Origin of the sequence: Nocardioides sp. (genome assembly GCF_029937575.1) — a bacterium.
Classification (GTDB): domain Bacteria; phylum Actinomycetota; class Actinomycetes; order Propionibacteriales; family Nocardioidaceae; genus Nocardioides.
Map to the genome: position 1 here is coordinate 52,705 of NZ_JAPYPS010000003.1, position 18,378 is coordinate 71,082.

The following is an 18,378-nucleotide window of genomic DNA, read 5'->3' on the forward strand; positions in this document are numbered from 1 at the left end:
CGGATCCGGCGCCCCGACCTACTGTGAGGGCATGGTCGTGCGTCATGAAGCGAGCCCGGGACCGGGCGCGGTGCCCGCGGAGTTCCGCGATGCCGTGGCCTCGCTGCGCTCGGCCACCCTGCGACCCGAGGTCTTCTGCGAGGAGATGCCGGCCCCCCAGCGCATCGCGCCGTACGCCGCGGCGCTCTCCGCCGACGTCACCGTCGACGACACCGACGTCGGCACCGGGCGGATCATCCTGCTCCACGACCCCGCCGGCAACGACGCCTGGGAGGGCACCTTCCGGTGCGTGGCCTACGTGCGCTGCGACATCGAGCTCGACCTCGTCGCCGACCCCCTGCTGGCCCAGGTCGGCTGGACCTGGCTGACCGAGGCGCTGGATGCCCACGGCGCCGACTACGTCGCCGAGTCCGGCACCGTCACCCGCGTGGCCACCGAGAGCTTCGGCGGCATGGTGGAGGATGCCGGGAGCGCGCAGATCGAGATCCGTGCCTCCTGGACGCCTGCCGCCACTGGCGGCGCCGGCGGTCTCGCGCCGCTCGACGTCACCCCGCACGTCGAGGCGTGGGGCGAGCTGCTCTGCACCGCCGCCGGACTCGAGCCCGTGCCCGAGGGGGTCGCGGTGATGCCCAGTCGCCGGGGCCAGCGAGGCACCGCCGGATGAGTGCTGAGGACCCCGTCGTCACTGGCGACCCCTCCCTCGATCCCGACGCCGGCGCACCCGAGGGTGAGCCGGAGCCGGAGCCCGCAGCGCTGCTGACGCTCGCCGACGGACTGCCCGAGGTCACCGAGACCGACGAGGCTCTGGCCGAGGTCTGCCGTCGACTCGCCGCCGGCACCGGTCCGGTGGCGATCGACGCCGAGCGAGCCTCCGGCTACCGCTACTCCAACCGGGCCTACCTCATCCAGCTGCGCCGCAACGGCAGTGGCACCGCCCTGATCGACCCCATCGCCTTCGAGTCGATGGCGCCGCTGCAGGAGGTCCTGGAGGGCACCGAGTGGATCCTGCACGCGGCCACCCAGGACCTGCCCTGCCTCAACGAGATCGGGCTCCACCCCTCGGAGCTCTTCGACACCGAGCTGGCCGGGCGCCTCCTGGGCTACCCGCGCGTTGGGCTGGCCACCCTCGTCGAGACCCTGCTCGGCTTCCGGATGAAGAAGGAGCACTCGGCCGCCGACTGGTCGACGCGCCCCCTGCCCGCCTCCTGGCTGGAGTACGCCGCGCTCGACGTGGAGGTGCTCGTCGAGCTGCGCGATCGCCTGGCCGCCGAGCTCGAGGAGGCCGGCAAGGCCGAGTGGGCGCGCCAGGAGTTCGACGCGTTGCGCAGCTTCGTCGCCCCCGTGCGGCACGAGGCCTGGCGCCGTACGTCGGGCGTGCACCGGGTCCGCGGACGTCGTGCCCTCGGAGCGGTCCGCGCCCTCTGGGAGACCCGCAACGAGATCGCCGCCCAGCGCGACGTCACACCGGGACGGATCATCCCCGACGCCGCACTGGTGGCGGCCGCGGTCGCCCAGCCCGAGGACCGGGCGAGCCTGCTGGGGACCAAGGGCTTCCACGGCCGGGGCGCCGAGCGCTACTCCTCGCGCTGGGTCGATGCCCTGTCCGAGGCCGCGGCCCTCGACGAGGACGACCTGCCCACGCGCTCACCGCGCGGCGACGGTCCGCCGGTGCCGCGCGCCTGGGCCGAGAAGGACCCGGTGGCGGCGCGGCGGCTGCAGTGGGCACGAGAGGCGATGACCGGCCTCTCCGAGCAGCACCACCTCCCCGTCGAGAACCTCCTCACCCCCGACACCCTGCGCCGGGTGCTGTGGACACCTCCGGCGACGCGCGACGTCGGAGACCTGCTCGACCAGGTGGTGGACCGCTTGGGTGAGCTCGGGGCACGCAACTGGCAGGTCGCGCTGTGCGCGCCGCTGATCACCTCGGCGATCCTGGAGGCCGAGCGCGAGCCGGAGCCCCGTGCTCAGGGAGACGGCGAGACCGACTCCGAGGGGGACGCGCTGGCCGAGGGGGACGCGCTGGGCGAGGCCTCGGGCGACTCGGTCGGCGACACGTAGGTCGGGTCCAGGATCGGGCGGGAGATCTCGTCGATCTCGGCGGTGGCCAGCTCGATCTCGGCCTCACCGACGGGAGTCGCGGAGGTGAAGAGCGCCTCCACGAGGGGGCCGACGCCGGCGCGCAGCAAGCGGTCGTCCGCGACGACGTTCTGCAGCTCGAGCGCATCGATGCTGGCGTTGAAGGCGCCGGCGTTCTCGGGCTGCTGCCCCGGCTGCAGGAACACGTCCGAGCGCGCGACCGATGTGTTGGCCGGCACGAGGTAGCCCGCCTGCGCAACCGGCGCGAAGCCGTCGGCGGAGATCAGGTGGACCAGGAAGTCGGCGGCGCGCTGCACCTGCCCGCCGGCGGAGATGCACACGCCGGTGACCGATCCGGTGGTCACGGTGCGTCCGACCCGCGGCATCATCATCACGTCGAAGGACAGGTCGGGGACCTCGCGCAGCGCCGGGGTGATGGAGCGGTCCCCGGCGAACATGCCGAGGCGACCGCGCTCGAACCACTCCAACGGCGTGGCCTGGCTCAGCTGGGCGTCAGTGAGGGTCGTGCGCGGGTTGCGGGCCAGCTCGAGCAGCGTCGCCAACGTCTCCCGGTTGTCGTCGCTGCTGAGATCCAGCGACGTGGGCTCGTCGTTGTCGTCGAAGAGCGAGCCACCGCCGGAGAGCAGGTACGGCGCCAGGGCGCCGAGGCTCGGATCGATGCTGAACCCCTTGGCCCGCAGCCGCGGGCGGGTGGCGAAGTTGATCGCCGCGGTGAACTGCTCGATGTCCATGCCGCGCAGCGGGTCCTCGGGCACGGGCAGCTCGCGCAGGGCCATCCGGTCGAAGTCGACGAGGTCGGTGTTGAGGTAGAGCACCATCGGCGAGATGCCGTAGGGCATGCACTGCAGGTCGGTGTCACGGGAGAAGGCCTCGATCGTGTCGAGGGGGTAGTTGTCGCCGTAGCTGACGTCGCGGTCCTCCAGAAGACCGAACAGCGGGACGTTGCGCTCGGCGTCGACGACGCCCGCGAGCTCGTCGCGCGAGACCTGGTAGATGTCGGGCGCCTTGGCACCCTCGTCCAGGTCGCGCACCATCGCTCGGCTCGTGGGCCAGCTGAGCAGCTCGACCTCGACCGTGGTGGCCTGGGCGTTGTAGGCGTCCACGACCTCCTGGGACGCCGCGACCTCGGCGGCGGAGCCGAACACGCCGTACGTCAGCGTCGCGCGCTGCTCCGGCGGCTGCGGGTCGGGGGACGCCGACTCGCTGGGACTGCCGGAGGGGTCGGGGTCGGGGGGTGAGGCCTCGGTGGAGCAGGAGGCGAGGGCGAGGCACACGGCCACGGCGCACCCGGTTCGGCGCAGGAGCGCCCGGCGTCGCGTCATCGTCACCTCTCGCGCTGGGGGCAGTGCAGTACTGCTGGGGCATGGGGGTCGGGGCGTCCACCGGATGGAGGTCCCGGCTGCCACACCCTACCCAGGCGCACCATGCCCACGACGCCAGGCATCCACGCCTGACGCGTGGTGTCGAGCACGTCGGACCGGGAGCGCCTCACGGCGCGTGGCCGCTCGTAGCGGCTTATTGTGGGACCCGGGGCTGCCGCAGCCCGACGTGCTCGACGGGACCACTGTAGTCGCTGTCCGGCTCAGGCCAAGCGGTCTTCGAGCTCGAGCTCCGAGGCCGCCGCGAGCTGCTCGGCCAGCAGCAGCATCCGTCGCACCTCGACGTCGCTCGGCTCCGCCAGGAGCGCGCGCCCGGTGGCCACGACACGGGCGAACGCGGAGGCTCGCAGCAGCACGTCGGCGTAGTCCCGCGTCGCGATGCCGCGCAGCACCTCGTCGACCATGGCGCGCAGCTCGTCGGGACCGGGCGGGTCGGCCACCCCGGCCACGACCTCGGCGACCTCGGCGCGGGCGCGCCCGGCGTCGTACTCCCGGGCCACCCGCAGCGGGTCGGCATGGACCCAGGTGCGCAGCAGGTAGAGCCGCCACACGCTGCCGGCCAGGGAGTCGACCGGTGAGCCGGCCCACACCTCGGCGATGGTCTCGATGCCCTCGGTCTCGGCGAGGTGGAGGAGCCGCTCGGCGACCTCGTCGTCGTCGCTGTCGCGGGCGCCACGGACGAACAGCACTGCCGCCCGGTCGGCGGCCTCGCTCACCAGCGCCGGGTCGGCGCCTCCCTCGAACTCGTCGAAGTAGTCAGCCCACCTGGCCAACGGCTTGTGGTGCGGCCTGGGGGCGGAGTCGGGCATCGGGCCAGGCTACGCCTCCATGACACGCCGGATCCGCTGGTCGCTCACGGGTCCGTCGGTACCGAGCTGCTGGGCCCACAGGGAGACGCGGAACTCCTCCAGCATCCACCGCACCCGCCGCAGCGACTCCCCCGCGGGGCTGCCGTCGGGAAGCGCCTCGAGCCGATGCAGGTAGGCCTCCTGGAGCTGGGCAACCTGGTCGTGCAGGAGGCGGTCGCGGTGGATCGCGCCCCCGCCCTCGTCGAGCTTGGCGCGACGCTGCTCGATCGCTCGCAGGTACGTCGGCAGGCGGCGCAGCCGGGCGGCACCCGCCTCGCCCACGAAGCCGACGCCGACCAGTCGTCCGAGCTGGGCCTTCATGTCGGTCAGGGCCGGCAGCTGGGTCATCTCGGCCCGGCCAGCCAGCACCTTGTCCGCGGCCCGCCACCGCTCGAGCACGGTCATCACGTCCGACAGCGTGGCTCGGACCGCGGCCTCGTGGTCGCGCGACGCCTCCGCGACCAGCGCCGCGAAGGCCTTCTCGTCGCGCACCTCGGGACGTGCGTCGACGAGGTCGCTCAGCACCGCCGCGCGGCAGTCGGCGAGCAGGTCGGCGGTGGTGGCGTAGGGACTGGCCACCAGGGCGAGCTTGTCGCGCGTCGACAGCCCGCCGTCCAGCTCGTCGCGCGACTCGAGCCGCGGGTCGGGCACGGCGAGCAGCAGCAACCGTCGTACGCCGAGCCGGTGCCGCGCCGCGGCCTCCTCGGCCGAGCCGACCACCGCGAGCCCGACGGTGGCACCCTCGTCGACGAGCGCCGGGTGCGCGGTGACCTCGTGTCCGGCGCGACGCTGGGTGATCGAGGCAGGGAGGTCCCCGAAGGACCACGTCGTCTCGCCGGTGCGCGAGAGGCCGGAGTCGTCGGCGACCTCGGCGAGCGCCTGGGCGAACTGAGGTCGCAACGGCGCCTTGAGCGCCTCCAGGTCCTTGCCGCGCGCCTGCTCCGCGCCACTGTCGTCGACGACTCGGTAGGTCGGTCGCAGGTGCTCGGCGATCTTGGACCAGTCCCACGCGTCGCGTGGCACGACCACGCCGGTCGTGGCACGACACCAGCGTTCGAGGGCGTCGAGCAGCGGCTCCTCCCCCGCCGGGACGGCGGCGAGGAAGTCGCGGGCCCGATCGGGCGCGGGCACCAGCGAGACCCGCAGTGGCTTGGGCAGGCTGCGGATCAGCGAGGTGACGAGCTCGAGGCGCAGACCCGGGACGTTCCAGGAGAAGTCGTCACCGTCGACCTGGTTGAGCGTCGCCACCGGTACGTCGATGGTGAGTCCGTCGTCGTCGGCGCCGGGCTCGAAGTGGTAGCTGATCGGGAAGGTCAGCCCCTGGCTCGCGTCGGTCCCCCTCCCGGCGCCCTGCCAGGTCGTCGGGTAGTCGGCCTCGGCGACCGGAGCGGCGGTGTCATGGGTGAGCATGGCGAGATCGAAGGTGAGCAGGTCCGGCTGCTCGCGGCGTGTCTTCTTCCACCAGGTGTCGAAGTGGGCACCGCTGACGACCTCCGCGCCCACGCGCTCGTCGTAGAAGTCGAAGAGGGTGTGCTCGTCGACGACGATGTCGCGGCGGCGGGCGCGGTGCTCGAGCTCGGCGGCCTCCTCCAGCAGCGCGCGGTTGTGGCTGAAGAACTTCTGCTGCGTCGACCACTCGCCGTACACCAGTGCGTGGCGGATGAAGAGCTCGCGGCTGAAGGCCCGGTCGACCTTGCCGAAGGAGACCAGGCGGTCGGCGACCAGCGGTACGCCGTACAGCAGGACGCGCTCGTGGGCCATCACCGAGGCGCGCTTCTTGGACCAGTGCGGCTCGGAGTAGGTGCGCTTGACCAGGTGGGCGCCGATCGTCTCGGCCCACTCCGGCTTGATCGCTGCGTTCTGCCGGGCGAAGAGGCGGCTGGTCTCGACGAGCTCGCCGGCCATCACGAAGGCGGGTGGCTGCTTGGCCAGGCCGCTGCCGGGGAAGATCGCGAACTTGGTGCCGCGCGCACCGAGATACTCGCGCATCGGGCGGCGCCCGGTGGGTCTTCCCCTGCCCGGCGGATCCTTCTCGCGCTCCTCGAGGATCCCGACGTGGCTGAGCAGACCGCTCAGCAGCGCCTGGTGGATGCCGTCGGCATCGGGCTGGTCGGCGGGGCGGCCGATCTCGAGCCTCATCTCCTTGCAGACCTGGCGCAGCTGGGACTCGAAGTCCTGCCACTCGCGCACCCGCAGGTAGTTGAGGTACTCGCGCTTGCACATCCGCCGGAACGCGCTGCTGCTGAGCTCGCGCTGCTGCTCCTTGAGGTAGCGCCACAGGGTGAGCCAGGTGAGGAAGTCCGAGCCCTCGGCCTTGAACCGTGCGTGCTGCTGGTCGGCCTGGGCGCGCTGCTCGACCGGCCGCTCGCGGGGGTCCTGCAGCGACAGCGCGGCGGCGATCACGATGACCTCGCGCGCGCAGCCGAGACGTTCGGCCTCGATGATCATCCGAGCCAGTCGGGGGTCCATCGGCAGCCGGGCCAGGCGACGACCGACCTGCGTCAGCTGCGGCCCGTCGTGCTGCGGCTGCGGGCGACCTCGACCTCGGCGACCGCTTCCTCCGCGCCGTGGCCGACGATCTGGCCCCTCGCGGTGGTCGTCCGGGGCCACTTCGTCGCTCACCGCGCCCAACTCCTCCAGCAGCTGGACGCCGGCCTGCACGTTGCGCTTGTCGGGGGGCTCGACGAAGGGGAAGCGGGCGATGTCGCCCAGGCTGAGCGAGGCCATCTGGAGGATCACCGAGGCGAGGTTGGTGCGCAGGATCTCGGGGTCGGTGAACTCGGGGCGGGCCTCGAAGTCCTCCTCGGCGTAGAGCCGGATCGCGATGCCCGCCGCGACGCGACCGCAGCGACCCGAGCGCTGGTTGGCCGAGGCCTGGCTGATCGGCTCGATCGGCAGCCGCTGGACCTTGGTGCGCACGGAGTACCGCGAGATGCGCGCGACGCCGGTGTCCACGACGTACCGGATCCCCGGGACGGTGAGCGACGTCTCGGCCACGTTGGTCGCCAGGACGACGCGCCGCCCGACGCCCGCGGGACGGGGCGCGAAGACACGGTGCTGCTCGGCCGAGGAGAGCCTGGAGTAGAGGGGCACGATCTCGACCCCTCGCGGGCCTTCGGAGAGGTGGCCGAGCGCATCGGCGGTGTCGCGGATCTCGCGTTCGCCGGGCAGGAAGACCAGGACGTCGCCGGCCCCCTCCGCCGAGAGCTCCTTGACCGCCTCGACGATGGCCTCGGTCTGGTCGCGCACGACCGTCTCACCCTCCTCGTCGTCGTCGGCGAGGTCGATGAGCGGGCGGTAGCGCACCTCGACCGGGAAGGTGCGCCCGGACACCTCGATGATCGGGGCCGGGGTGCCGGACGCGTCGGCGAAGTGCTCGGCGAAGCGGTCGACGTCGATGGTGGCGGAGGTGACGATGACCTTGAGGTCGGGCCGGCGCGGCAGGAGTCGCTTGAGGTAGCCGAGCAGGAAGTCGATGTTGAGGCTGCGCTCGTGGGCCTCGTCGATGATGATCGTGTCGTACTTCGCCAGGTCGCGGTCGCGCTGCAGCTCGGCGAGCAGGATGCCGTCGGTCATCAGCTTGACCCGGCTCGCGCGGCTCGTACGGTCGGTGAAGCGCACCTGGTAGCCGACGACGCTGTCCGGCTCGCCCACCTTCGTGCCGAGCTCGTCGGCGATCCGCTCCGCCACGGAGCGGGCGGCGATCCGGCGCGGCTGGGTGTGCCCGATCAACCCGCCCCGGCGGGCGCCCTCGGGACGCAGCCCGCGACCCAGCTCGAGGCAGATCTTCGGCAGCTGGGTCGTCTTGCCCGAGCCGGTCTCCCCCGCCACGATCACCACCTGGTGGTCGCGGATCGCCTCCGCGATGTCGTCGCGACGCTGGCTGACCGGGAGGTCGGGCGGATAGGTGATCACCAGCCCGCCGGCGCGGGCGGGGTCGGGAGCCGGCGAGGTGGGGGATCCGTCGGAAGGGGGCGCAGACATGACACCCCCCATTCTGCCGGTCGCGTCGAACGGGTTTGCCCGCCGCCTCGCGCGGCACCTTGCGCTAGAACACGTTCTAGTTGCAGGATCGGGCGGTGGACGAGCACTCCGAGCAGCAGCAGTACGACGTCGTCGTGGTCGGCAGCGGGGGCGGCGCCCTCACCGGGGCGGCCCTGGCCGCCCGCGCGGGACTGTCGGTCGTGGTGGTCGAGAAGACCGCCCTCCTGGGCGGCACGTCGGCCTACTCCGGCGGCGCCTGCTGGCTGCCGGGCAGCCAGGTCCAGCAGCGCGCGGGCCTCCCCGACTCGACCGAGGGCGCCCGCGCCTACCTGTCGGCCATCCTGGACGACCCGACCGGGCCCGCGACCGCCGCCAAGCTCGACGCCTTCCTGACGCACGCGCCGGAGCTCGTCGCCGCCCTCGAGGACGACCCCGACCTGGACTTCGAGTGGCTGCCCTTCCCGGAGTACTACGACGCGCCGGGCCGGGTGCCGATGGGGCGCTCCATCCAGCCGGTGAGCATCAAGCGCGACGCCCTGCCCGCGCCCGTCGCCGAGCTGGTGCGACCGCCGGTGGAGCTCGACCGTGCGGGCGCACCCGGGCGTCGCACCCTGACCGGCGGGCAGGCGCTGATCGCCCGTCTGGCCGTGGTCGCCCTGCGCGAGGGGGCGCACGTGCTGACCCGCCACACCATGACCGAGCTGCTGGTCGAGGACGATCGGGCGGTCGGCGTGCACTGCACGACGCCGGACGGTGCGCCGGTCGAGCTGCTCGCGCGTCGTGGGGTGCTGATCGCGGCCGGCGGCTTCGAGGGCAACGCCGCGCTGCGTGCCAGGCACGACGTACCGGGAGAGGTGGCGTGGAGCATGGCGCCGCGCGGCACCAACCTGGGCGAGCCGATGACGGCGGCGGTCGAGCTCAGCGCGGCGACCGACTTCAGCGCGCTCGGGTGGTTCTGTCCGGGCCTGGAGCAGCCCGACGGCGGCGGCTCCTTCACCCTCGGCTTCCGCAGCGGCGTGATGCTCGACGCCGCGGGCTCGCGCTACGCCAACGAGTCGCTCCCCTACGACCGGTTCGGCCGGGCCATGGCCGCGCACCCGGGTGCGATCCCGTCCTGGTTCGTCTTCGACTCCCGTGAGGGCGGTCGCCTACCGGGCATCGCGATGCCCGAGGGCGACCCTGCCGAGCACCTCGCTGCCGGCACCTGGGTCCAGTCCGACACGCTGGCCGGGCTCGCCTCGGCCACCGGTCTGCCCGCCGCGGCACTGGAGGCGAGCGTCCGGCGCTACAACGGCTTCTGCGCCACCGGGGTCGACGAGGACTTCGGGCGCGGCGCCGACGAGTACGACACCTTCTTCACCGGCGGAGAGGGCCCCAACAAGGCCCTCACCCCGGTCGACGTGCCGCCGTACTACGCGGCTCGCTTCGTGCTCTCCGACCTCGGCACCAAGGGCGGGTTGCTCACCGACGACGCGGGCCGGGTGCTGCGCGAGGACGGCTCCTCGATCGCGGGCCTGTACGCCGCCAGCAACTCGACCGCGTCGATGTTCGGCTCGGTCTATCCCGGACCGGGCGCGCCGCTCGGCTCGGCGATGGTCTTCGCGTCACTGGCCGTGCGGGACATGCTCAGCTCGCCTGGTGCCGCTGGCGTCGCATGAAGGACTTGCCGTCAGGCCACGCACGGAGCGGCGCAGGCTCGGCTCACGACAGGGTCCGGTACTGGATCTCGACCCGGAAGCTCTTCACGTCGTACCGGCTCCCCTCCGACAGCCCCACCTGCCAGTAGATCGCCGGCTGACCCGACGCCGGGTCCCGCACGAGATCACCCTTCTTGTGCGTTCCGCCCCGGTGGAGCCCCGAACGGCCGTCGAACTGTGCCCGGTTGAGGAAGTCGCCGTCCTCCGTGAGGTAGCCGAGCACGAGATAGGCCTCGCGCGCGCCACGGGCGGCCCCGCCACGCACGCTCACCCGCATGTTGCGGTAGCGACCGCCGAAGGCAGGCGGCAGGTAGACGCCGTGCACGCTCACCACGACGCTCTGCTTCGGCTTCTGGCAGGAGGTCTGCGAGTACAGGCCCAGCCCACCACCACGCTGCTTCTTCAACGAGGAGCAGCGTCCGACGAACGAGTTGACCTGACTCGGGGCCGGGGACAGGTCGGCCTTCCACTTCCTCCACCGCAGCTTGTCGTCGGAGACCCGGAACGTCGTCCGCACGTCGGCCTGGTTGCCTGCCCGGTCCTCGCCACGGACCCGCAGCTGGTAGCGGCCTGCGGCGACCGGCTTGCCGGCGACCCGGCCGTCCCAGTCCATGACGACCTGTCCGCGGTAGTTGCCTGGCCCGCCGGTGCCGAAGGTCTTCACCACCTTGCCCTGGGGGGTGAGCACGTCGAGGAAGGCATGGCGCATCCCGCCGTTGCGGAGCTGGGCGACGACCCGGAGGCGATCGCGGTAGCCGTCGGGAGCGGGGAACAGCGTCGGGATGGACTCCGGCAGCTCGACGTCGCCGTTCGCATCGTCGTCGAAGACGAACTCGAAGCTCGTGGTGCCCTCGAGGAGACCGAAGTCCTCGGTCGCCAAGGACGCGTCGGCCACCAGCTCGTAGGTGGCGTCCTGGTCGAGGCCTTCAGGGACCTCGAAGCGCAGCCGGGCGGCCGCGTTGCTCGGCATCGTCTGCTCACCCTCGGCCACCACGGACGCGTCCGGGGCCACGATCCGCCAGGCGACGTCCAGCTCCGAGCCCGCAGGCGCCTCGGTGTTGGCGACCTGGAGCTCGACCGGACCCGGCCTCAGCGGTGCCCGGTTGCGCACGTGGGCCACGTCGAAGCCGACTCGCCGGTAGATGTCCAGCGACTCCGACCGGGCGACCTCGACGCACGGGTAACCGCACCGGATGACCCACACGAACGTGTCGTCGGCGTTGTAGTCGAAGGTGACCGGGACCTGGCCGTCGGGGGGGACGGCGAAGGTGTCCTGGTTCTGGTTGACCACGTAGAGGGCACCGGCCTCCGGCGCGTGGTCGACGACGCTGACCACGTAGTCGGTGACGTCCGGGTTGAAGCGCGTGACGCTCGGGAAGGTCACCTCCACGTCGCCGGTTGGTGCCTCTGCGGGCGCCGGGTCCGCCGACGCTGGCGCTGCCGTGCCGAGAACCTGCAGGGACGTGGTGACGGACAGGGCAACGGCGGCGACGAGCGCGCGGATCTTCATCGTGGAGGCTTCTTCCGAGACGGGCCCCCGGATCGAGGCGGCTCAGCGTAAGGCCGCCGTGTGCCCTCCGTCCCGGATTTTCCTCAACCCGGACGAGGCTCAGGTCACGTGGTCGTTCCGCCCGTCGAGTCGCCCGCCCCGGAGTCCGGTACGACGTCGTCCTGCGGCACGGTGCCGGGCGGGAGCCCGCCCTGCTGGCCACCGGTCACGCCGCCCTGGAACTGGCCGCCCCGTCCGGGGAGCTGACCCTGCTGACCCGGCTGCCCGGGCACGAACTGTCCACCCCCGGGCCCGCGCTGGTCGGTGTCGGCACCGTCCGAGACGGCGCCCAGCGCGGCTCCCCCGAGTCCCCCGAGCACGAGGGAGGCCAGGGCCACCGCAGCGACAGCGCGGAGGCCGAGCACGCGATGGCGCAGGCCGGTCGGGGGGTCGGCGTCAGCCGGGGCAGGGGTGGCCGGGGTGGCAGCGGGCGGTGGCGGGGGCGCGACGGTGTCGTCGATCGCCCGGGTGTCGTCGGTGTCCTGGTCCATGCAGCCAGGCTCGTCCGGGCACCTGTACGCCGGCTGTGGTCGCGATGTGGACTCGGCATGCGCTCCACCAACGGGACTCAGGCGCCCGCAGGCACCACCCAGCGTGTCCACAGCAAACCCACAGACAGGATCGTCACAGTGGACTCATGACCACCGCACCAGCTCTCCTGCGTCCCGACGGAACGCCCGTCCGAGTCCTCGTCGTCGACGACGAGGTCAACATCGCCGAGCTCATCTCGATGGCCCTGCGCTACGAGGGCTGGGTCGTGGAGACCGTCCACACCGGCACCAAGGCCGTCGCTGCTGCCAAGGAGCACCAGCCCGACGCCGTGGTGCTCGACATGATGCTGCCCGACTTCGACGGGATGGAGGTGCTGCGCCGGATGCGCGGCACCGATCCCGACGTACCGGTGCTCTTCCTGACAGCGCGCGACGCCGTCGAGGACCGGATCGCCGGCCTGACGGCGGGGGGCGACGACTACGTCACCAAGCCGTTCTCCCTGGAAGAGGTCGTGGCCAGGCTCCGGGCGCTGATGCGCCGCTCGGGCGCCCAGCAGGCGGCCACGTCCTCGCTGCTCACCGTCGGCGACCTGATCCTCGACGAGGACAGCCACGAGGTCCGTCGCGGCGGCACCGAGATCTCCCTGACCGCCACCGAGTTCGAGCTGCTGCGCTTCCTGATGCGCAACCCCAAGCGGGTGCTCAGCAAGGCGCAGATCCTCGACCGCGTGTGGAACTACGACTTCGGCGGCCAGGCCAACGTCGTCGAGCTCTACATCTCCTACCTGCGCAAGAAGGTCGACGCCGGACGGGAGCCGATGATCCACACCATGCGGGGCGCCGGCTACGTGCTCAAGCCGGCCGCGGGCTCGTGAGGGGTCGCTTCGCGTCGCTGACGTCGCGGCTCGTCGTCACCGCGGTCGCCCTGGTGCTGGCGACCTCCGTGCTGATCGGCGTCGTCACCGCCCTGACCGTGAAGACCTACCTCGGTGGCCAGCTCGACGACGACGTGCGTGCCGCCTTGCAGCGTGCCGAGCGCGTGCCCAGCAGCCCGTTCTTCGGGCTCGACCAGCTGCCCTTCGCCGAGGAGCCGCCGGGCGACGGCGGCCCCGACGGGGACGATCCCGGCCGCGGCCAGTCCGTCGGCACTCTCACCGCCTTCTTCGAGCAGTACGCCGACTACGACGCCGACCCGACGGGCACCCTGCTCACCCAAGGCCAGCGCGGCCGCCCCGGGGACTCCAACCTGTCCGAGGAGGTGCTGGACCGGATCGACGAGCTGCCGGCCGACGGCACCCCGCGCAAGCTCGATCTCCCCGGACTCGGGAGCTACCGGATCGCCGTGAGCGAGACCTCCACCGGCAGCTACAAGGTCGCGGCCGGGCTGCCGACCGACGACGTGGACGGAGTGGTGACGACCCTCATCAGCACCGAGGCACTGCTGATCCTGCTCGGCGCCATGATGGCCGCGGTCGCCGGACGTTCCGTCGTACGGCGTCAGCTGCGCCCTCTCACGGAGGTCGCCGAGACCGCACACTCGGTCGCCGAGCTGCCGCTCGACTCGGGTGAGATCGGTGTGACCGAGCGAGTCCCGGCGCACCTGACGGACGTGCGCACCGAGGTCGGGCAGGTGGGGGCGGCGCTCAACACGCTCCTCGCCCACGTCGAGACGTCCCTGGACGCGCGCCACGCGAGCGAGCAGCGGGTGCGCCAGTTCGTCGCCGACGCCTCGCACGAGCTGCGCACGCCCCTCACCACGATCGCCGGCTACACCGAGCTGGCCAGACGCCGGCCCGACGACTCCGCGGCCGGCGCGATGGCGCTCGCCAAGGTCGAGGAGGAGTCGGCACGGATGACCGCCCTCGTCGAGGACCTGTTGCTGCTCGCGCGCCTGGACTCGGGTCGACCCCTCGAGCGCGAGGACGTCGACCTGACGCGACTGCTGGTCGAGGCCGTCTCGGACGCCCGCGTGCTCGCGCCGGAGCACCAGTGGCGGCTCGAGCTGCCCGAGGACGTCGTGGAGGTCCCCGGCGACGCGCTGCGGCTGCACCAGGTCGTGACGAACCTGCTCACCAACGCCCGCAAGTACACGCCGCCCGGCACCACGGTCACGGTGACGGCGCGCCCCGACGGCTTCACCGTGCACGACGACGGCCCGGGCTTCCCGCCCGAGATCGCCCCCCACGCCTTCGAACGGTTCGCCCGTGCCGATGCCGGGCGCAACCGCGCCGGCGGGGTCGGGCTGGGCCTGGCTCTGGTGGAGGCCATCACGGCGGCCCACGGTGGCACCGTCAGGTTGAGCAGCGAGCCGGGCGACACCCGGATCGACGTCCGCCTCGGCTGAGACCGACCCGCGCCGGCGAGTTGGCCCCCGATGCATTGTCTGACAATCTGGGGCGGGCTCGCTACGGTGGGCCCAGACCCGAGAGGAGCGTGATCCGCATGACGATGACCGACCCCGCGACGTCCACGAGTGGCGTCGAGTTCGGCCGGGCCGAGGCCCGTACCGCACACAACTACCACCCCCTGCCGGTCGTGGTCGCCCACGCCGAGGGCGCCTGGATGACCGATGTCGACGGGAGCCGCTTCCTCGACCTGCTCGCCGGCTACTCAGCCCTCAACTTCGGTCACTCGCACCCGCGGCTCATCGAGACCGCGCACGCCCAGCTCGACAAGCTGACCCTGACCAGCCGGGCCTTCGTGCACGACCAGTTCGCCGACTTCACCGCCAAGCTGGGCGACCTGTGCGGCAAGGACCTCGTCCTGCCGATGAACACCGGCGCCGAGGCCGTGGAGACCGCCATCAAGGTCGCGCGCAAGTGGGGCTACCAGGTCAAGGGCGTCCCCGCCGACCAGGCGAAGATCATCGTCGCCAGCGGCAACTTCCACGGCCGCACCACCACGATCGTCGGTTTCTCCGACGACGAGGAGGCCCGTGCCGACTTCGGCCCCTTCGCTCCCGGCTTCACGTCCGTCCCGTACGGCGACCTCGAGGCGCTCGAGGCCGCGATCGACCCGACGACGGTCGCCGTCCTGATCGAGCCGATCCAGGGCGAGGGTGGCGTCGTGATCCCGCCCAAGGGCTACCTTCGCGGCATCCGGGAGGCCTGCACCCGCAGCAACGTGCTCTTCGCAGCCGACGAGATCCAGGCCGGCCTCGGTCGCACCGGCACCACGTTCGCCTGCGACCACGAGGGTGTCGTCCCCGACATCTACGTGCTCGGCAAGGCCCTCGGTGGCGGCGTCGTCCCGGTCTCGGCCATCGTCGCCGACCGCGACGTGCTCGGCGTCCTCAAGCCCGGCCAGCACGGCTCCACCTTCGGCGGCAACGCCCTCGCCTGCGCGGTCGGGTCGACCGTCGTCGACATGCTGGCGACCGGCGACTTCCAGCGCCGCGCAGCCGAGCTCAGCACCATGCTGCGCGAGCGGCTCGAGGCCATGGTCGGCCACGGCGTCCTCGCCGTGCGCGTGCGCGGCCTGTGGGCCGGCGTCGACATCGACCCGTCCGTGGGCAGCGGCCGTGAGGTCTGCGAGAAGCTGATGGCCCGCGGCGTCCTGGCCAAGGACACCCACGGCTCGACGATCCGCCTCGCGCCCCCGCTGGTCATCTCCGAGGAGGACCTCGCCTGGGGTCTCGACCAGCTCGCCGCCGTGGTGGCCGGCGACTGACCCCGGCCCTCCCCGGCCCACAGGAGACCAACAGGTAGGACCGAACCCCGCCCCAGCCTGACTGGCCATCGTCTCCCCCATGACGCTGACCGACGCGCGACCCGCAGCCTCCCGAGACTCCGACGACCAGGTGGTCGAGACCGACCTCCGCCCCAGCCTGCGCCAGCAGGTGGCGAGGCTGGACCAGGAACGCGCGGCGTACGTCGTGCTGCTGGGCGCGACGGCGCTGCTCTACCTGTGGGGGCTGGGCGCCTCCGGCTACGCCAACTCGTTCTACTCGGCGGCCGCGCAGGCAGGCTCGGAGTCGTGGAAGGCCTTCTTCTTCGGCGCTTCCGACGCGGCCGGCTCGATCACCGTCGACAAGCCACCGCTGTCGATCTGGCCGATGGCACTCTCGGTGCGGGTCTTCGGACTCTCCTCGTGGAGCATCCTGGTGCCGCAGGCCCTGATGGGTATCGGCACCGTCGCCCTGCTGCACGCCACCGTGCGCCGGGTGACCGGGTCGGGCTGGGCCGGGATCGTCGCCGGGGCGACGCTGGCAGCTACCCCGGTAGCGGTGCTGATGTTCCGGTTCAACAACCCCGACGCGCTGCTCGTGCTGCTGATGGCTGCCGCGGCCTACGCCGTCGTCCGCGCACTCGAGTCCCCGCGGGCCCTGCGGTGGATGGTGCTCGGTGGAGCGTTCGTCGGGCTCGCGTTCCTCACCAAGACCCTGCAGGCCTTCCTGGTGCTGCCCGCACTGGCCGCGACCTACGCGATCTTCGCAGCCGTCCCGTGGCGCACCCGCGTCCTGCACCTGCTGGCGGCGTTCGGGTCGATGGTCGTGGCCGGCGGCTGGTGGGTCGCGATCGTGCAGCTGTGGCCGGCCTCGTCGCGGCCCTACATCGGCGGCTCGCAGACCAACGACTTCCTCGAGCTGACCTTCGGCTACAACGGGTTCGGACGCCTCACCGGCGACGAGGCCGGGTCGGTCGGCGGGGGCAACGGGTGGGGCTCCACCGGGCTGCTGCGCCTCTTCGGCTCCGACAACGGCGGCCAGGTCGCGTGGCTGATCCCGGCGGCCCTGATCCTGGGCGCCGGCGCCGTGTGGTGCGGGTCGCGGATGGTGCGTGCCCTGGCCACCCTGCTCCTGGGCTGGCTGGTCGTCACCGCACTGACCTTCAGCCTGATGGCCGGCATCTACCACGCCTACTACACGGTCGCCCTGGCCCCGGCGGTCGCCGGACTCGTGGGACTCGGCGGCTGGGCGCTGTGGCAGCGCCGCGACTCGCTCGTCGCCGCGGGTCTGCTCGGCCTCGCCACCGCGACGACCACGGGCTTCGGCTTCGCGCTCCTGGACCGCACGCCCGACTTCGCGCCGTGGCTGAGGTACGTCGTCGCCACCGTCGGCTTCGCGGCCGCCCTGATGATCGTGGGGGCCCGACACCTGCCTGCGCGCGTGGCCTCGGTCGTCGCCGTGGCCGCCCTGCTCGCCGGGCTGGGCGGCCCGGCGGCGTACGCCCTGGAGACGGCAGCGACCCCCCACACCGGCTCGATCCCGACGGCAGGCCCCAGCACGAGCGGCGGGTCGGGCGCCGGGTTCGGCGGTCAGGCCGGCGGGCCGGGCACCGCGACCACGGGCGGTGTCGGCGGCCTGCTGGACGGCAGCACCTCGACCGATGCCGTGACCTCGCTCCTGCTCTCGGACGCCGACTCCTACACCTGGGTCGCGGCGACCGTCGGGGCGAACTCCGCGGCGGGCTACCAGCTGGCTTCCGAGGAGTCGGTGATGCCGATCGGCGGCTTCAACGGCAGCGACCCGAGCCCCACGCTCGCGCAGTTCCAGGAGCTGGTGGCCGACGGCCAGATCCACTTCTTCATCAGCGGTGGCGGCGGCCTCGGCGGCGGGCGAGGCGGCCCCGGGGGCAGCGCGAGCACCTCGGACATCGAGGCCTGGGTCGCAGCCACGTACACCGCCCAGACGGTGGACGGGGTCACCCTCTACGACCTCTCCGGCGCCTGAGCGCCGGCTCAGGACGCGAAGCCCGCCGTGCCCGTGCGCGGCGGCTGGGTCAGGCCAGCGCCTCGACGAGGGCCGGCAGCGACGCGATCATGATCGCGAGCAGCTCGTCGCGGGAGACGCCGGCCGGGTCGGCGACCCAGCTCAGCACCAGGTCCTCCACCATGGCCGACCAGCCGCGCACGACCAGCCGCGTGGTGGGCGTGTCGGGGATGATCTCGGCCTGCGCGTCCTCGCGGAAGATCCGGTCGGTCAGTGCCGCCCGTGCCTCGTCGTAGATCGCCCGCATCGTCTCGTTGCCGCCGGCGGCGCCCTTGACCAGCGAGAGGTAGCCCTCGTGGTTGCTCTCGACGTAGTCGAGGTAGGCCGTCATCGAGACCGTGAGCCGGTGGAGCGGGTCGCTGTCGACGGGCGGAGCCGTCTGGGCGATCAGGTCGTCGGCCGCCCGCCGTACGACGGCCTCGTGGAAGGCGTGCTTGTTGCCGAAGTAGTGGTAGAGCAGCCCGCGCGAGATCCCCGCCTCCTCGGCGAAGAGGTCGATCGACAGCTCGTCGAGCGAACGGGTCGCCAGCAGCCGCACCCCCAGGTCCAGCAGCTGCGCGCGGCGTTGGTCGGGGCTGAGGCGGCTCCGGGAGGCGGACTTCGATGTGCTGGCGGTCACGACA

The 18,378-nt window shown here is 72.5% G+C and carries 13 protein-coding genes; 7 read left to right on the top strand and 6 right to left on the bottom strand.

The genetic code is table 11. The features are described from left to right. The first annotated feature begins 31 nt into the window (after positions 1 to 31). Complete coding sequence (locus Q1K33_RS01935) at positions 32 to 664, top strand: DUF3000 domain-containing protein (RefSeq protein ID WP_300400001.1); 633 nt, start codon at positions 32 to 34, stop codon at positions 662 to 664. Further along, the gene (locus Q1K33_RS01940) at positions 661 to 2,058 is read left to right on the top strand and encodes a ribonuclease D (RefSeq protein ID WP_300400002.1); all 1,398 of its coding nucleotides are present in this window, start codon (positions 661 to 663) and stop codon (positions 2,056 to 2,058) included. The genes Q1K33_RS01935 and Q1K33_RS01940 overlap by 4 nt, the downstream gene beginning before the upstream one ends. On the opposite strand, the gene Q1K33_RS01945 is transcribed toward Q1K33_RS01940, so the two are convergent. The 3 genes from Q1K33_RS01945 to hrpA all read right to left on the bottom strand — a co-directional run bounded on the left by Q1K33_RS01945 (position 1,965) and on the right by hrpA (position 8,308). Further along, positions 1,965 to 3,419 (bottom strand): extracellular solute-binding protein, encoded by a 1,455-nt coding sequence (locus tag Q1K33_RS01945; RefSeq protein WP_300400003.1) that lies wholly within the window; start codon positions 3,417 to 3,419, stop codon positions 1,965 to 1,967. The genes Q1K33_RS01940 and Q1K33_RS01945 overlap by 94 nt on opposite strands. Positions 3,420 to 3,679: 260 nt before the next feature. After that, positions 3,680 to 4,285 carry a hypothetical protein gene (locus Q1K33_RS01950; RefSeq protein ID WP_300400004.1) on the bottom strand — a complete coding sequence of 202 codons (606 nt, stop codon included), beginning with the start codon at positions 4,283 to 4,285 and terminating at the stop codon, positions 3,680 to 3,682. 9 nt (positions 4,286 to 4,294) lie between these two features. Next, positions 4,295 to 8,308 carry an ATP-dependent RNA helicase HrpA gene (gene hrpA / locus Q1K33_RS01955; RefSeq protein WP_300400005.1) on the bottom strand — a complete coding sequence of 1,338 codons (4,014 nt, stop codon included), beginning with the start codon at positions 8,306 to 8,308 and terminating at the stop codon, positions 4,295 to 4,297. 95 nt (positions 8,309 to 8,403) lie between these two features. On the opposite strand from hrpA, the gene Q1K33_RS01960 reads away from it, so the two are divergent. After that, a complete protein-coding gene (locus Q1K33_RS01960) occupies positions 8,404 to 9,966 on the top strand; it encodes an FAD-dependent oxidoreductase (RefSeq protein ID WP_300400006.1) in 1,563 nt (520 codons plus the stop codon). Positions 9,967 to 10,009: 43 nt separating this feature from the next. Here Q1K33_RS01960 and Q1K33_RS01965 read toward each other — a convergent pair whose 3' ends face one another. Both Q1K33_RS01965 and Q1K33_RS01970 read right to left on the bottom strand, forming a co-directional pair. Further along, on the bottom strand, positions 10,010 to 11,515 hold the full coding sequence (locus Q1K33_RS01965) for a hypothetical protein (RefSeq protein ID WP_300400008.1): 1,506 nt from the start codon (positions 11,513 to 11,515) through the stop codon (positions 10,010 to 10,012). 104 nt (positions 11,516 to 11,619) lie between these two features. After that, positions 11,620 to 12,045, bottom strand: a complete 426-nt coding sequence (locus Q1K33_RS01970; protein ID WP_300400009.1) for a hypothetical protein — start codon at positions 12,043 to 12,045, stop codon at positions 11,620 to 11,622. Between the two features lie 146 nt (positions 12,046 to 12,191). Here Q1K33_RS01970 and Q1K33_RS01975 point away from each other — a divergent pair, with 146 nt between their 5' ends. From Q1K33_RS01975 to Q1K33_RS01990, 4 genes are all read left to right on the top strand, one after another. Further along, positions 12,192 to 12,920 (top strand): response regulator transcription factor, encoded by a 729-nt coding sequence (locus tag Q1K33_RS01975; protein WP_300400010.1) that lies wholly within the window; start codon positions 12,192 to 12,194, stop codon positions 12,918 to 12,920. After that, the gene (locus Q1K33_RS01980; protein WP_300400011.1) at positions 12,917 to 14,389 is read left to right on the top strand and encodes a HAMP domain-containing sensor histidine kinase; all 1,473 of its coding nucleotides are present in this window, start codon (positions 12,917 to 12,919) and stop codon (positions 14,387 to 14,389) included. The genes Q1K33_RS01975 and Q1K33_RS01980 overlap by 4 nt, the downstream gene beginning before the upstream one ends. A gap of 104 nt (positions 14,390 to 14,493) precedes the next feature. Beyond that, positions 14,494 to 15,714, top strand: coding sequence for an ornithine--oxo-acid transaminase (gene rocD, locus Q1K33_RS01985; protein ID WP_300400114.1), 1,221 nt, complete (start codon positions 14,494 to 14,496; stop codon positions 15,712 to 15,714). A gap of 79 nt (positions 15,715 to 15,793) precedes the next feature. After that, the gene (locus Q1K33_RS01990; RefSeq protein WP_300400012.1) at positions 15,794 to 17,716 is read left to right on the top strand and encodes a glycosyltransferase family 39 protein; all 1,923 of its coding nucleotides are present in this window, start codon (positions 15,794 to 15,796) and stop codon (positions 17,714 to 17,716) included. A gap of 49 nt (positions 17,717 to 17,765) precedes the next feature. Here the strand turns inward: Q1K33_RS01990 and Q1K33_RS01995 are convergent, their stop codons facing one another. Next, a complete protein-coding gene (locus Q1K33_RS01995; protein WP_300400013.1) occupies positions 17,766 to 18,374 on the bottom strand; it encodes a TetR/AcrR family transcriptional regulator in 609 nt (202 codons plus the stop codon). Positions 18,375 to 18,378 lie beyond the last annotated feature (4 nt).